The following is a 14,812-nucleotide window of genomic DNA, read 5'->3' as shown; positions in this document are numbered from 1 at the left end:
CTCGCGCCGTCTCCGGAAGAGCCGCCGGCGGGCCGCGGCGGACGGGAAGACGGAACGGCTCGTCCAGGAAAGGGTTCGGGGAGTTGGAGAGCAGGACTATCGGGGCGGCGGGACTTGCCGTGGGTGCGGTCGGTCTCGGCTGTATGCCGATGAGCTGGGGTTACAGCGCGTCGCAGCGGCTCGGCGACCGTTCGGTGCGGACGGTGCACGCGGCGCTGGACGCGGGCGTCCGGCTGCTCGACACCGCGGACATGTACGGCCCGTTCACCAACGAGTTGCTGGTGGGACGGGCGTTGAAGGGCCGCCGCCAGGAGGCGTTCGTCTCGACCAAGTGCGGGCTGCTGGTGGGCGATCAGCACATCGTCGCCAACGGCCGTCCCGGGTATGTCCGGCGGGCCTGCGACGCCTCGCTGCGGCGGCTCCAGACCGATGTGATCGACCTGTACCAGCTGCACCGGGCCGACCCGGAGGTGCCGGTGGAGGAGACCTGGGGTGCGATGGCGGAGCTGGTCACCGCGGGCAAGGTGCGCTCGCTCGGGCTGTGCGCGGTGGGCGCGCGGGCCCCGCGCCGGTCGGGTGAGGGGCCGCATGAGGGAACGATCCGGCAGTTGGAGCGGATCCAGCAGGTCTTCCCGGTCAGCGCCGTCGAGGCGGAGCTGTCGGTGTGGTCGCGCGAGGCGCTGGCGGAGCTGCTGCCGTGGTGCGTGGCGCGCGGGGTCGGGCTGCTGGCCGCGATGCCGCTGGGCAGCGGCTATCTGACCGGGACGCTGAAGCCGGGCCAGGGTTTCGAACCGGAGGATCTGCGGGCCAGGCATCCGCGGTTCACGGCGGAGGTGATGGCGGCGAACCAGCCGGTGGTGGCCGGTCTGCGGCGGGTCGCGGAGCGGCGCGGGGCGACCGTGGCCCAGGTGGCGCTGGCGTGGGTGCTGCGCCAGGGCCCGCATGTGGTGCCGGTGCCGGGGGCGAAGCGGGAGCGGTGGGCGGTGGAGAACGCCGGGGCGGCGCGGGTGGTCCTGGACGACCGGGACCTGGCGGAGATCGACGGTCTGCCCGCCGCCCGCGAGTCGTGGGACTGAGCGTCCCGGGGCCGGGGGGCGCGGGGCGGAGGTCGCGGGGCGGGGCCGGCGGACCGGGCGTCGTCGGCCGTGCGGCGGGAGAATGGGCGCATCGGGAACTCCTGGGCCGGTCGCGGTGTAGGAACAGGTAGTCAGGCAACCGTCGAAAGGATCGGTTCCGTGCGAGGTGCTCTGTTCGGACCTGTGCAGCCCCCGGCGATGCGCAGGGGGGTGGTGGCCGTGCTGGCGTCGGCCGCCCTGCTGCTGACCGCCGCGTGTTCCGGCGACGGGGACGGGGGGTCGTCCGGGCGGCCCGCCGGTTCCCCGAGCGCCTCGGGGGACTCCGCTCCCCCGGCCTCCCCGAGCAGGTCGGCCGATCTGCCGCCCGCGAAGGGCTCGGCGAAGGTCGTCTCGACGCTGACCGAGGGCCTGAAGTCGCCCTGGGGCCTGGCCGCGCTGCCGGGAGGTGACCTGCTGGTGTCCTCGCGCGACGAGGGCACGGTCCACCGGATCGACGGCGAGAGCGGGAAGCAGACGCTGCTGGGCACGGTGCCCGGGGTGTCCCCGGCCGGCGAGGGCGGGCTGCTCGGGCTCGCCGTCTCCGCCACGTTCGGCGCGGACCAGCTGGTGTACGCCTACTTCACCACCACGTCCGACAACCGGATCGTCCGCATGAGTTACGACGAGAAGCGCCCGGCGGGACAGCAGCTGGGGGCGCCGGACACCATCCTGCGCGGCATCCCCAAGGGCAGCATCCACAACGGCGGCCGGATCGCCTTCGGCCCGGACAGGATGCTGTACGCGGGCACCGGCGAGACCGGGGACACCGGGCTGGCCCAGGAGAAGGAGTCGCTGGCGGGCAAGATCCTGCGGATGACCCCCGACGGCGAGCCGGTCCACGGCAATCCGGAGGCGGACTCGGTGGTGTATTCGTACGGCCACCGCAATGTGCAGGGGCTCGCCTGGGACAGGGAGAAGCGGCTGTGGGCCGCCGAGTTCGGCCAGAACACCTGGGACGAGCTGAATCTGATCGAGCCCGGCGGGAACTACGGCTGGCCCGAGGTGGAGGGCGAGGAGGGCGAGGACGGGTTCATCGACCCGGTGGCGCAGTGGAAGACCTCGGAGGCCTCCCCCAGCGGGATCGCGTACGCGGAGGGCTCGATCTGGATGGCCGGGCTGCGCGGCGAGCGGCTCTGGCGCATTCCGCTGTCCGGCGCGAAGGCGGAGGAACCTTCTGCGGACCCGCAGTCGTTCCTGGATGAGAAGCACGGCCGCCTGCGCACGGTGGTGAGTGCGGGGAGCGACCGCCTGTGGCTGGTCACCAGCAACACGGACGGACGGGGCACGCGGAAGCCCGGGGACGACAGGGTCCTCCAGGTGGAGGTGGAGTAGCCCGACCCCCTGTGCGGCATGTCGAAGGGAGCACGGCACGTGTTCAATTTCTTCGAGGAGCTGTTCGCCCCGGGACGCAAGCACACCTCGGACGAGCAGAAGCGGCTGGAGCTGAGCCGGGTGGATCTCGGCATCGGCGATCCGAACCGGGGGCCGATAGACCTGACCTCCGGGAAGGTGACCGTCCGTGCCCCGGCCGCGCCCGAGCGGGACGCCGTCCCGGACAGGCCGAGACCCGGGAAGCCGGTGAGCGGGCCCGAGCGGCGCGCGGACGAGGAGTCCGCGACATAGCAGGACTTACGCGGCCGGGTAGAGCCGGAGGCGGTGGGCGAGGGCGGCCGCCTCGCCGCGGCTGGAGACGCCGAGCTTGGCCAGGATGTTGGAGACGTGCACGCTCGCGGTCTTCGGCGAGATGAACAACTCCTCGGCGATCCTGCGGTTGGTGTGGCCGGCCGCGACCAGCCGGTGCACGTCCTGCTCGCGCGGGGTCAGCCCGAAGGACGCCACGGCGGCGATGGCGGGGTCCTGTTCGTCGGCCGTCGCCCACTCGGGGCTCCCCGCGGCGGGTACGTCGGCCAGGACGGCCGGGTGGATCGCGGCGTCGGGGCCGGGTGCCGCGCCGGAGCCGTCCAGGGTGATGCGCGCCCGGGCCGCCAGCTGTTCGACGGCCGCGGCGAGCGGGCGCGCGCCGAGGCGGTTCGCGACCTCCCGGGCGCGGTGCAGCAGGGCCGTGGCGGTGGACCGGTCTCCGGGGGCGATGAGCAGCGACTCCGCCCAGCGGCGGTGGATCTGGCCCAATTCGTACGGGCGGCTCAACGGGCCGAAAGCCTCGGCGGCGCGCGCCCAGTGGCCGGGGGTGTCCGTGCCCTCCGCGCGGGCCAGCTCCGCGTCGATGAGGACGCCGTGGGCCGCCCATACGGGGACGAGCGTCGGGAGCCTCTTCGCACACCGGCGGATCAGGTCGAGCAGCTCCGGGCGTCCCGGTTCGGCGGCGGGCAGCCCGCGGGCGTCCGCCTCGATCATGGCGGCGGTCTGGAGCAGCGGCAGGGCGTAGCGCTGGGTGCCGGGCGGGAAGCCGTGGCGGGCCAGTTCCTCGAAGGCGGCGCGGGCCTCGGCGATCCTGCCCTGCGAGGCGGCCAGCAGCATGGTGTGCCGGACCGGGGCGATCAGGTGCTGGGGCTGGGGATCGCGCTGGCCGAAGTGGGTCCGGGCCAGGGCGAGCAGCTCCTCGCCCTCGGCCAGGTCCCCGCGCGCGACGGCCAGTTCGGTGCGGCGCAGAGCGGCGAGGCCCTTCGCCTTGGGGGCCAGCGCCAGGCGGGCGGCGAACACGGCGGCGTCCTCGCTCCGGGTCCAGTGCCCGAGGGAGAACAGGGACTGCGCCTGGTTCGCGTACACCCAGGCCCCGGAGTCGGCGAGGCCGTGGCTGTGGCAGATCTCGATGCCGTGGTCGGCGGCGGCGACGGCCTCCAGCGAGCGGCCCATCGCTTCGAGCGAGGAGGGCAGGTTGACGCTGACCCGGCCCAGCAGGTTCATCAGGTGCAGCTTCTCGGCACGGTCCCGGACCGCGTACATCTCGGCGAGGCCGTCCTCGACGCCGCCCGCGTCCGCGGTGAGCCAGCCCCGGGTGAGACGGGCGTGCAGCTCGATGTACTCGTCGCCGACGAGTCGGGCGTACTCCACCGCGCGGTCGCTGTCGGCGAGCGCCTGCGGACCCGGCTGGTGCAGCGCCCGCCAACTGGCCACGTTGGTCAGGACGTCGGCCTGCACGGGGGACGGCGGCAGTCCGCGCACCAACTCCTGCGCGGTGGCCAGCTCCTCCCAGCCGTCCCCCTTGTCGAGCCCTTGCACCAGGCGGGCGCGCTGCACCCAGAACCAGGCCTCGCGCAATGGATCGGCCTCGGAGGCCAGGACCCGCATCGCCTTCTTGGAGATGGCCAGGGCGCGTTTGCGGTCGCCGCCGAAGTGGGCGGCGACGGTGGCCTCGGCCATCACGTCCAGGTAGCGCAGCGGTGTGTTCTCCGGGTCGCAGCCGGAGGCCGGGTAGACCTCCGCGTAGTCGAACGGGCGCAGCGTGGCGAGCACCGCGTCGGGGACGTCGTCCCAGAGTTCCATCGCTCGTTCCAGCAGCCTCAGTTGCTCGGAGTAGGCGTAGCGGCGGCGGGCCTCGACGGCGGCCCGGAGCACGGCGGGCAGGGCCTTGGCCGCGTCGTGGGCGGCGTACCAGTAGCTGGCGAGGCGGGTGGCGCGTTCGTCGTCCCGGACGAGGGAGGGGTCGGCCTCCAGGGCTTCGGCGTACCGGCGGTTGACGCGGGTGCGTTCACCGGGGAGCAGGTCGTCGCTGACGGCCTCGCGGACCAGGGAGTGGCGGAAACGGTAGCCGTCGTTGTCGGGCGCGGGTTGCAGCAGGTTGGCGCCGACGGCCGCGCGCAGGGCCTCGTCGAGGTCGACCTCGCCGAGTCCGGCGACGGTGGCCAGCAGTTCGTGTTCGACGAAGGAGCCGCCTTCGGCGACCAGCCTGGCGATCCGCTGGGCGTGTTCCGGGAGCGCCTCCACGCGGACGAGCAGGAGGTCGCGGAGCGACTCGGTCAGGCCGGAGCTGTCGCCGCAGCACTCCAGGGATCGGGCCAGCTCCTCGACGAAGAAGGCGTTGCCGTCGGAGCGGTCGAAGATCTCGTCGACGAGTGCGGCATCGGGGGTCTCGGCGAGGATGCCGGCGAGCTGGTGGCCGACCTCGTCGTGGCTGAACCGGGCCAGTTCGACGCGGGTGACGGTGCGCAGCCGGTCCAGCTCGGCGAGGAGGGGGCGCAGGGGGTGGCGGCGGTGGATGTCGTCGGCGCGGTAGGTGCCGACGACCATGAGCCGGCCGCTGCCCAGGGTGCGGAAGAGATAGGCGAGCAGGTGCCGGGTGGAGGCGTCCGCCCAGTGCAGGTCCTCCAGGACGAGGACGACCACGCGGTCGGCGGAGATCCGCTCCAGCAGTCGTACGGTCAGTTCGAAGAGGCGGGCGATGTTGTGCTCGTCGGTCGCGTCCCGGTGGACCTCGCCCAGTTCGGGCAGGAGCCGGGCCAGCTCGCCCTCCTGGCCGGCGCAGGCGGCGGCCATCTCCTCGGGCAGGGCCCGGCGCAGGGCGCGCAGAGCGGTGGGGAAGGGGGCGAACGGCAGCCCGTCGGCCCCGATCTCGACGCAGGACCCGACGGCGACGACGGCGTCGCGCCGTTCGGCCGCCGTGACGAACCGCTCGACCAGGCGGGTCTTGCCGACGCCGGCCTCGCCGCCGATCAGCAGCGCCTGCGGGTCGCCGGACGCGGCCCGCGCGAGCGCCTCGGTGAGCGCGGCGAACTCCTCGGCGCGTCCGACGAACACGGGGCTGACTGACCTGGTCTCCACGTCGCTGAGCATCGCATACGCGTACGAGCCGGCGGGACCCGTTTCGCGGACGGTGATCATGCTCCCGGCGCGGTCCGGTCCCGCCGCACCCGGTCCGGAGGCGGCGTCGGCGGGACCGGTGACCGGTGCGACGGTGCTCCCGGTCCCGGGCACCGTCAGGCGGCCGGGGCGAAGCGGGTGCGGTCGCCCTCCACCACCTTCCCCTCGGGATCGCCGCGGCCGGAGCGGCGGGCGGCCCGGCGGACGAGGCGGGCCCGGCCGATCTCGCGCTCGGCGTCGGCCCGGCGGATCAGCTCGGCGGAGGTGGAGCGGTAGAGCTCGTACTCGTACATGGTGTGCCCCTGGTTCCTGGTCGTGGCAGCGGACCGGAGGGGTGCCCGGCCGGTCGGCCGGGGCCCTGTGTTCGCTGTGTGTCCACTGTCGTCGGCCAGGAGGGGGCGCCGCATCGGGCGAGTTCCGCATGTTCGCGGCGGTGGGGGCCTTAGGGCCGGCCCCCGGGTGTCCGAGGGGTGGGCGAGGGCCTTAGACCCGTGCCGTACGGCGGCCGTGAGCTGGGGTCAGCCGCCGGCCGGGGCGCCCGCGGCGGGCAGGGTCATGAAGAGGTCGAAGTACATGCCCGCGGAGATCAGCACGCCGATGGCGCCGAGGGCGACTCCGGCCAGGGCGACCGCGCGGACCCAGGTGGGCCTCGTCGAAGGGGTCGGGCTCCAGGACATCGTCATCGTCCTCTTGGAGGGGGGTGGTGTTCGTGCGCCGCACGCCAGGCGGCCCGTACGAGAGCCCCCTCGACGCCGCGGGCCACGCCGGGCCCGGGCTGCCGGGGCTCAGCGCCCGGTACGGGCCCGCCATTCCGGGGCGAGGACCGACCCAGACCTCGGAGTCGTGGCGTACGCCCCGGTGGAGGTGGTTCTGCCGCATCACCCCGTCGCGGGTCATGCCGAGCCGCCTCGCGACCGCGATCGACCTGGTGTTCCCGGCGGAGGCGATCCACTCCACGCGGTGCATGCCGCGCTCGTGCAGCGCCCAGTCGATCAGGCGCCCCGCGGCACGGGTGATCAGACCGCGGCCCTGGGCGGCGGGCTCCAGCCACACGCCGATCTCGCAGGTGCCGGACTCCGCGTCGAAGATCCGGAAGAGGACGCCGCCGACGAGGACGCCGTCCAGCCGGATGCCGTACAGCCGCCCGGTGTCCGCCGCCTGCTTCTCCGCGTACCGCCGCAGCAGGGCGCGCGCCGAGTCCGGGTCGGTGACGAACGAGGCGAGCGGGATCCAGGAGTCGACCAGCTCCCGGGCCCGGTCCATGTGGGCGAGGAACTCCTCGGCCTGCCAGACCTCCAGCGGGCACAGCTCCGCCCGGTCGTCACCCAGGGATACGGCGAACATCGCGCTCCTTCCCGGCCGGCCGGTCCGTCACCGGTCCGGCGCCCTCCGAGGCACCCGTACCGCGTGCCTCGGGGATCCGGGAACCGAGCGGCACGCAGTCGGGCGGCTCGATGCTGATCCGGGGCAGCCGCTTCTCCAGCCAGCCCGGCAGCCACCAGTTCGCCCCGCCGAGCATGTGCATCAGGGCGGGCACCAGCAGGGTGCGCAGGACGAAGGCGTCCAGGGCGACCGCGGTGGCCAGCGCGATGCCGAACATCGCGATGACCCGGTCGCCGCTGAGCACGAAGGCGAGGAAGACGGAGATCATGATCACGGCGGCGGAGTTGATGACCCGGCCGGTCTCCGCGAGGCCGACGCGTACGGCCCGCCGGTTGTCTCCGGTCTCCAGCCACTCCTCGTACATCCGGCCGACCAGGAAGACCTGGTAGTCCATGGAGAGGCCGAAGAGGACCGAGACCATGATCACGGGGAGGAAGGGTTCGATGGGCCCGGCGCTGCCGAGGCCGAGCAGCTCACTCCCCCAGCCCCACTGGAAGACGGCCACGACGACGCCGAAGGAGGAGGCGACGGCGGCCACGTTCATCACGGCGGCCTTGAGCGGGATGCCGATGGAGCGGAAGGCCAGGAGGAGGAGCAGGCAGCCGAGGGCGATGACGACCCCGACGAAGAGCGGCAGCTTCCCGACGATGATCTCGGCGAAGTCGTCGTAGCTCGCCGTCACCCCGCCGACGTGGGCCTCCAGCGAGGTGTCGTCCCGCACCGGCGGCAGCACGTCGCCCCGGATCCGGTCGACCAGCTCGCTGGTGTCCTGCGACTGGGGGGACGAGTCGGGGACGACGGTGAGGAAGGCGGTGTCGCCGGCGCTGTTGTACGTGACCGGGCTGACGGACGCGACGCCCTCGGTGGTGCGCAGCTTCTCGGGCAGGGAGTCCAGCGCGAGCCGGTCGTCCGCGCCGTCGAGCTGGGCGGCGATGGTGAGGGGGCCGTTGACGCCGGGCCCGAAGCCGTCGGCGATCAGGTCGTAGGCCTGCCGGGTGGTGGCGGTGGCCGGGTTGTTGCCCTGGTCGGAGGTGCCCAGGTGGAGGCCGAGGGCGGGCAGGGCGAGCACCAGCATGACGACGGCCGCGATGCCCCCGAGCAGCTTGGGGTGCCGTTCCACGAACGCGGACCAGCGGGCGGCGAAGCCGGTGGGCGGTTCGGGTCGCGGCCCGTGTTCGGCGAGCTGCCGCCTCTCGCGGCGGCTGAGCGCCCGCATCCCGATGAGGGAGAGCAGGGCGGGCAGCAGGGTGACCGAGGCCAGCACGGTGAGGACGACGGTGAGCGAGGCGGCGATGGCGACGCCGTTGAGGAAGCCGAGCCGCAGGATCAGCATGCCGAGCAGGGCGATGCAGACGGTGGCCCCGGCGAAGACGACGGCGCGGCCGGTGGTCGTGACGGCGTTCTGCGCGGCTTCGTCGACGGACATCCCGCGCCGGAGCCCTCTGCGGTGCCGGGTGACGATGAACAGGGCGTAGTCGATGCCCACGCCGAGCCCGATGAGCATGCCGAGCATCGGGGCGAAGTCCGCCACGGTCATCACATGGCCGAGGAGCACGATGCCCGCGTAGGCGGTGCCCACGGAGACCAGGGCGGTGGCGATGGGCAGCAGGCTGGCGGCGAGCGAGCCGAAGGCGAGGAAGAGCACGACGGCCGCGACGACGACGCCGACGCCCTCGGCGAGGTGGACGGAGGGCGCTTCGGTGAGGGCGACGGCGGTGCCGCCCAGCTCGACCCGGAGCCCGTCGGCCTCGGCTCCCTTCGCGGTGTCGACGAGGGCATGGGCCTGGGAGGCGGGGATCTCGTCGGCGGGGTGGTCGAAGGTGACCGTGGCGTACGCCGTGTGGCCGTCCTCGCTGATCTGGCCGGGGCCGGTGCCTCCGTAGGGGCCGGTGACCGCGCCGACGCCCGGCAGCTCCTCGATCGCGTGGAGCGTCCGGGTCATGGTCTGCTCGACGTCGGCGGCCCGGACCGTGGAGCCGGTGGTGTGCCAGACGACGGTGTCGGTGTCACCGCCGAGGTCGGTGAAGCCGCGGGAGAGGAGTTCGGTGGCCCGGCCGGATTCGGTGCCGGGGACCTCGTAGTCGTTGGAGTACGCCGAACCCGCGAAGCCCGCCGCGGCGGCGGTCCCGCCGAGGGCGGCGAGCCAGATGAGAACGGCGACGAGACGGTGCCTGATGCACCAGCGGGCGATGGCAGCCAACGGATGAGCTCCCTGCGGGTTCGTGAACATTTACCCACAGATAGCGTGATCTGCCCGTAAACGTCTCATGACCTGAGACCGTCACTCTGTCAGCAGAACGTGATCCTTTGTCCGTTTCGTGGCCATGCTCACAGGGCTTGATCTGTTTCCTGCGCGGAACGGATCAAGCCCTGCGGCCCTCGGGCCGGGTCAGCCGGAGACGCTGGCGCGGCCGTTCTCGATGTGACCCATGAGCCGTCGCCGGAAGCCGTCCTCCCCGTCGACGGTGACGGCGAGGTCGTACCAGCCGTGGGCGTCGGCCGCCGAGTGCACCAGCGCCCGGCTGCGGCCCGGCTTGACCGTGACGCGGCGGGTCCAGTCCCGTACGTCGTCCTCGTCGACGTAGCCGAGCGGCCGCACCAGGAAGGTCAGGGTCCGGCGGCCGGTGTTGCGCAGGGTGAGGTGCAGGTCGCGGTCGCGGTGGTCGACGCGGGAGGCGACCTCCGCTCCCCCGTCGGCCGGTCCGGCGAACTCGCGCCGGAAGCCGTTCGGCCCGGTGACCGTGAAGCGGTACGCCTCCCCGGTCAGCGGGACGGTCCAGTGCGCGGTGTCGGGGACGTCCTTGTGCTGCGGGGCCGGGAACTCGCCGGCGTACGGGTACAGCGTGAAGTGCGCCGAGGACCGGCCGGTGTTGGCGAGCTCCACGCGCAGGGTGTCGCCCGAGCGCCTCGCCCGGGCGTCCGGCCGGTACGGCAGCGGGCGCGCCGGTCGTGCGCCGGGCTCCTGGGCCGGGAGGTGCTGGACGGCGGGCGGCTTCGGCTGCCAGCGCCCGCCGATCGGCGGTATCGCGCCGGGCCGTTCGACGGCGGGCTGCCGCCGGGCCCGGGTGAAGTCGAAGGCGGAGGTCAGGTCGCCGGTGACGCGCCGCCGCCAGTCGCCGATGTTGGGTTCCTTCACGCCGGTCCAGCGCTCCAGGAAGCGGATGACGGAGGTGTGGTCGAAGACCTCGGAGCAGACGTAGCCGCCGACGGTCCACGGCGAGACGACCAGCAGCGGCACCCGGATCCCGAGGCCGGTGGGCCGGCCCTCCCACTGCTCGTCGGTGACCTCGGGGGGTGCGACGGGCGGCGGGACGTGGTCGAAGAAGCCGTCGTTCTCGTCGTAGTTGATCAGCACGGCGGTGTGCCGCCACACGTCGGGGTGCTTGCCGAGCGCGTCGAGGATCTTGTAGACGATGGTGGCGCTGTGCACCGGCGACGAGGTGCTCGGGTGCTCGGAGTCGATCGCCGAGGGGACCAGGTAGGAGACCGCCGGCAGCGTCCCGGCCGCCACGTCCTTGGCGAACTCGTCCGCCAGCGTCCCGGTCTCCACCCGGCGCAGCCCCCGCTCGAACAGGCTGCGCTCGCGCCGGTCGAGGGTGGCGACGCCCTCCTCCAGCAGCCCGAGGAGCCGGGTGCGCTCGGTCTCGGACGCGCTCCGGACCTTCGCGTAGAAGGCTTCCATGTAGGTGTGGCCGCCGGTCCTGGCGAGCGCCTTGCGGGCGATCGCCTTGAAGGTGGCGTAGAACTCGATCTGGTTGTCGGTGAAGTTCTCCCACTCGGTGTACGTCCGCCAGCTGCGCCCGGCCTTCTCCAGCCGCTCGGCGTAGGTGGACCAGTCGTAGCCGGGGTGGGTGCCCTCGTTGTACGCGTCGTTGCCGACGGCCCGCTTCCCGTTCGCCTCCAAGCCGGTCTTCCCGCTCCAGAGGTGGTTGCGGTTGGGACTGGTGGAGGTGTGGATCGAGGAGTGGTAGGCGTCGCAGACGGTGAAGGTGTCGGCCAGCTCGTAGTGGAGCGGGATGTCGCGGCGGTCGTAGTACGCCATCGTCGCCGCGGTCTTCGCGCTGATCCAGCCGTTCATCCAGCCGCCGCCCCAGGCCTTCGCGCCGCCGTTCCAGGAGTGGTCGAGGGCGCCGATGTACTGGAGGTCCTTCTTCTGCTCCTCGGCCGCTCCGCGCACCGGGAAGGGCAGCACGGTGGAGCCTGCCGCGGCGGGCTGCTCGAACACCGTTCCGCCGGTGGGCAGCTCGATGGCGTTGCGGTCCCCGAAGCCGCGTACGCCGCGCAGGGTGCCGAAGTAGTGGTCGAAGGAACGGTTCTCCTGCATCAGGATCACCACATGCTTGATGGAGCCGAGGCCTCCCCCGCCGGACCCCGCGTGGGCGGGCTGCGCGGCGATGGCGGCCTGGAGCGACGGCGGCAGGAACGATCCGGCCGCAGCGGCGCCGAGTGCGCCGCCGCCCAGCGCGAAGAGCCGTCGCCGTGACATGTCCGTGGTCAAAAGAGCCTCCTGGTTCCGGTGGTTACAGCCGGGAAGCTAGTCAGCGCAGGTGGCGTCGGGAAGGACTGCGTACGGACCGGCGGTGAACGTCCAAGAGGTCGGACCGGAAGTCCAACCGGCTCTCACACGCCGATGAGGTGCAGCGATGCCCAGAGCGCGAACGTGGAGGCCAGGATCGTCGCCGGTACGGTCGCGAGTCCCAGCCGGGTGAAGTGGCCCAGCTCCGGGGCGTCCCCGTGGGCGAGCAGGATGCGCCGCCACAGAAGCGTGGCCAGCGACCCGACGTAGGTGAGGTTCGGCCCGAGGTTCACCCCGATCAGGGCGGCGAGCAGCGGTCCGGGCCCGGCCGCCGCGACGATCGGCAGCAGGGCGAGGATCGCGGGCAGGTTGTTGATCAGATTGGCGAGCAGCGCCGCGACCACGGCGACGCCGAGCAGAGCGGGCAGGGTGTCACCGTCGGGCAGCAGGGCGGCTGTCCCGTCGCCGAGTCCGTTGTCGACGACGGCCTTGACGACGACCCCGAGCGCGAGGACGAAGAGGCAGAACAGCGGGTTGGCCGAGCGGACGACCGCGAGGGGGGTGGTCTCCCGCTTGATGAGGGCGCGGACGCCGAGCACGACGGCGCCCGCCAGGGCGGCCCACAGCGGCTCGGCCCCCGCGAACGAGGTGACGACGAACCCGGCCAGGGTCAGCGCCAGCACGACGAGCGTGAAGACGGGGGCGGGCGTGCGCTCCGCGTCGGGCTCCGGCGCGTGCGCCCCGGCGGCCAGGTCGGCCCGGAAGGCGCGGCGGAACACGGCGTACTCGACGGCGATGGCGGCGAGCCACGGCAGCGCCATCAGTGCGGCGAACCGGGTGAAGGAGAGGCCGCTCGCGGTGAACGCCAACAGGTTGGTCAGGTTGGAGACGGGGAGCAGGAGGGACGCGGAGTTGGCCAGGTGCGCGCAGGCGTAGACGTAGGGGCGCGGCCGCGCGCCGACCCGGGCGGCGGTGGCGAGGACGACGGGGGTGAGCAGGACGACGGTGGCGTCCAGGCTCAGGACGGCGGTGACGAGGGAGGCGATGACGAAGACACCGCCGAGCAGGGGCCGGGTCTGCCCCCGGCAGGCGCGCGCCACGAGATCCCCGGCGGCCCGGAACAGCCCCTCGTCGGCGCAGAGCCGGGCCAGCACCAGGATCGCGGCGAGGAACCCCACGACCGGCAGCAGCTCGCCGACCTGCTCGCGCGCCTCGGGCCAGGACACCGCTCCGGCGGCCACCGCGAGGACGGCGGCGGGCACGGCGACGGTCGCCTCCGGCAGACCGCGGGGGCGCACGACGGCGAAGGCGAGGACGCCCACGAGGAGCGCGAGAGAGACGATCTCGGCGAAGACGGTGTTCAGGGCGGTCTCACAGAGCGGGAGGGATTCGCGGAGAGTGGGAGGGGTTCACGGGGAACGGGAGCGTTCACGGGGAGCGGGAAGGGTTCACGGGGGAAGGGGCGGTGCGCCCGCGTTGTGCGGGTGCACCGCCCCTTCGGGGTGATGACGGGTGGATCAGCCCTCGACGCCGAGCTTCTCCAGGATCAGCTCGCGCACGCGGGCCGCGTCCGCCTGACCGCGGGTGGCCTTCATGACCGCGCCGACGAGCGCGCCCGCCGCCGCGACCTTGCCGCCGCGGATCTTGTCCGCGATGGCCGCGTTGCCCGCGATGGCCTCGTCCACGGCCGTGGACAGCGCGCCCTCGTCGGAGACGACCTTCAGGCCGCGCTTCTCGACGACGGTGTCCGGGTCGCCCTCGCCCGCGAGGACGCCCTCGATGACCTGGCGGGCCAGCTTGTCGTTGAGGTCGCCCCCGGCGACGAGCGCGGCCACCCGGGCGACCTGCGCCGGGGTGATCGGCAGCTCGTCCAGGCCGCGGCCGGTCTCGTTGGCGTTACGGGCCAGCTCGCCCATCCACCACTTGCGGGCCTGGTCCGAGGGTGCGCCCTCCTCGGTCGTGGCGACGATCAGGTCGACCGCGCCGGCGTTGAGGATGGACTGCATGTCGTGCTCGGTGACGCCCCACTCCTCCTTGAGCCGCGCCCGGCGGAGCCGGGGAAGCTCGGGGAGGCCCTTGCGGAGCTCCTCGACCCACTCGCGGGCCGGCGCCACGGGCACCAGGTCCGGCTCGGGGAAGTAGCGGTAGTCCTCGGCGTTGTCCTTGATGCGGCCGGCCGTGGTGGAGCCGTCCTCCTCGTGGAAGTGCCGGGTCTCCTGCACGATGGTGCCGCCCGAGGACAGCACGGCGGCGTGCCGCTGGATCTCGAAGCGCGCGGCCCGCTCGACGGAACGCAGCGAGTTCACGTTCTTCGTCTCGGAGCGGGTGCCGAACGCCTCGCGGCCGTGCGGGCGCAGCGACAGGTTGACGTCGCAGCGCATCTGGCCCATCTCCATGCGGGCGTCGGAGACCCCGAGGGCCTTGATCAGCTCGCGGAGCTCGGCGACGTACGCCTTGGCGACCTCGGGGGCGCGGGCGCCGGCTCCCTCGATCGGCTTGGTGACGATCTCGATGAGCGGGATGCCGGCCCGGTTGTAGTCGAGCAGGGAGTGGGACGCGCCGTGGATCCGGCCGGTGGCGCCGCCGACGTGCGTCGACTTGCCGGTGTCCTCCTCCATGTGGGCGCGCTCGATCTGCACCCGGAAGATCTCGCCGTCCTCCAGCTGGACGTCCAGATAGCCCTCGAAGGCGATCGGCTCGTCGTACTGGGAGGTCTGGAAGTTCTTCGGCATGTCCGGATAGAAGTAGTTCTTCCGGGCGAAGCGGCACCACTCGGCGATCTCGCAGTTGAGCGCGAGACCGATCTTGATGGCCGACTCCACGCCGATCTCGTTGACGACCGGCAGCGCGCCGGGCAGTCCGAGACAGACCGGGCAGGTCTGGGAGTTGGCGTCCTGCTTCAGCTCCGTGGAGCAGCCGCAGAACATCTTCGTCTTGGTGCCGAGCTCGACATGGACTTCGAGGCCCATGACGGGGTCGTAGGACGCGAGCGCGTCCTCGTACGACACCAGGTCAGTGACAGTCACGGTGAAACTTATCC

The 14,812-nt window shown here is 72.9% G+C and carries 9 protein-coding genes and 1 pseudogene; 3 read left to right on the top strand and 7 right to left on the bottom strand.

Annotated elements, in window-relative coordinates; translation table 11 throughout:
* Positions 1–119: 119 nt before the first annotated feature.
* The 3 genes from ACIRJT_RS21685 to ACIRJT_RS21675 all read left to right on the top strand — a co-directional run bounded on the left by ACIRJT_RS21685 (position 120) and on the right by ACIRJT_RS21675 (position 2,738).
* Entirely contained in the window at positions 120–1,076 is a 957-nt protein-coding gene (locus ACIRJT_RS21685) for an aldo/keto reductase (RefSeq protein ID WP_403911567.1), read from the top strand.
* Positions 1,077–1,235: 159 nt separating this feature from the next.
* Complete coding sequence (locus ACIRJT_RS21680) at positions 1,236–2,447, top strand: PQQ-dependent sugar dehydrogenase (protein ID WP_403911470.1); 1,212 nt, start codon at positions 1,236–1,238, stop codon at positions 2,445–2,447.
* 39 nt (positions 2,448–2,486) lie between these two features.
* On the top strand, positions 2,487–2,738 hold the full coding sequence (locus ACIRJT_RS21675) for a DUF6191 domain-containing protein (protein ID WP_403911469.1): 252 nt from the start codon (positions 2,487–2,489) through the stop codon (positions 2,736–2,738).
* A 6-nt stretch (positions 2,739–2,744) separates the two neighbouring features.
* On the opposite strand, the gene ACIRJT_RS21670 is transcribed toward ACIRJT_RS21675, so the two are convergent.
* The 7 genes and pseudogenes from ACIRJT_RS21670 to gatB form a co-directional block, all read right to left on the bottom strand.
* Positions 2,745–5,894 carry an AAA family ATPase gene (locus tag ACIRJT_RS21670; RefSeq protein ID WP_403911467.1) on the bottom strand — a complete coding sequence of 1,050 codons (3,150 nt, stop codon included), beginning with the start codon at positions 5,892–5,894 and terminating at the stop codon, positions 2,745–2,747.
* A gap of 95 nt (positions 5,895–5,989) precedes the next feature.
* Positions 5,990–6,166, bottom strand: coding sequence for a hypothetical protein (locus ACIRJT_RS21665; RefSeq protein ID WP_402014497.1), 177 nt, complete (start codon positions 6,164–6,166; stop codon positions 5,990–5,992).
* A gap of 492 nt (positions 6,167–6,658) precedes the next feature.
* Positions 6,659–7,217: pseudogene (locus tag ACIRJT_RS21660) on the bottom strand (GNAT family N-acetyltransferase).
* Entirely contained in the window at positions 7,195–9,456 is a 2,262-nt protein-coding gene (locus ACIRJT_RS21655; protein WP_403911465.1) for an MMPL family transporter, read from the bottom strand. The pseudogene ACIRJT_RS21660 and the gene ACIRJT_RS21655 overlap by 23 nt, the downstream one beginning before the upstream one ends.
* Positions 9,457–9,645: 189 nt before the next feature.
* A complete protein-coding gene (locus ACIRJT_RS21650; RefSeq protein WP_403911463.1) occupies positions 9,646–11,754 on the bottom strand; it encodes a phosphocholine-specific phospholipase C in 2,109 nt (702 codons plus the stop codon).
* Positions 11,755–11,876: 122 nt separating this feature from the next.
* Entirely contained in the window at positions 11,877–13,136 is a 1,260-nt protein-coding gene (locus ACIRJT_RS21645; RefSeq protein WP_403911566.1) for an SLC13 family permease, read from the bottom strand.
* A gap of 153 nt (positions 13,137–13,289) precedes the next feature.
* Entirely contained in the window at positions 13,290–14,798 is a 1,509-nt protein-coding gene (gatB, locus tag ACIRJT_RS21640) for an Asp-tRNA(Asn)/Glu-tRNA(Gln) amidotransferase subunit GatB (protein WP_403911461.1), read from the bottom strand.
* Between the last annotated feature and the right edge of the window lie 14 nt (positions 14,799–14,812).

Origin of the sequence: Streptomyces sp. NPDC102283 (assembly GCF_044766265.1) — a bacterium.
GTDB lineage: Bacteria > Actinomycetota > Actinomycetes > Streptomycetales > Streptomycetaceae > Streptomyces.
Note: the sequence above shows the minus strand (reverse complement) of the source record. Positions and strands in the feature narration are given on the sequence as shown.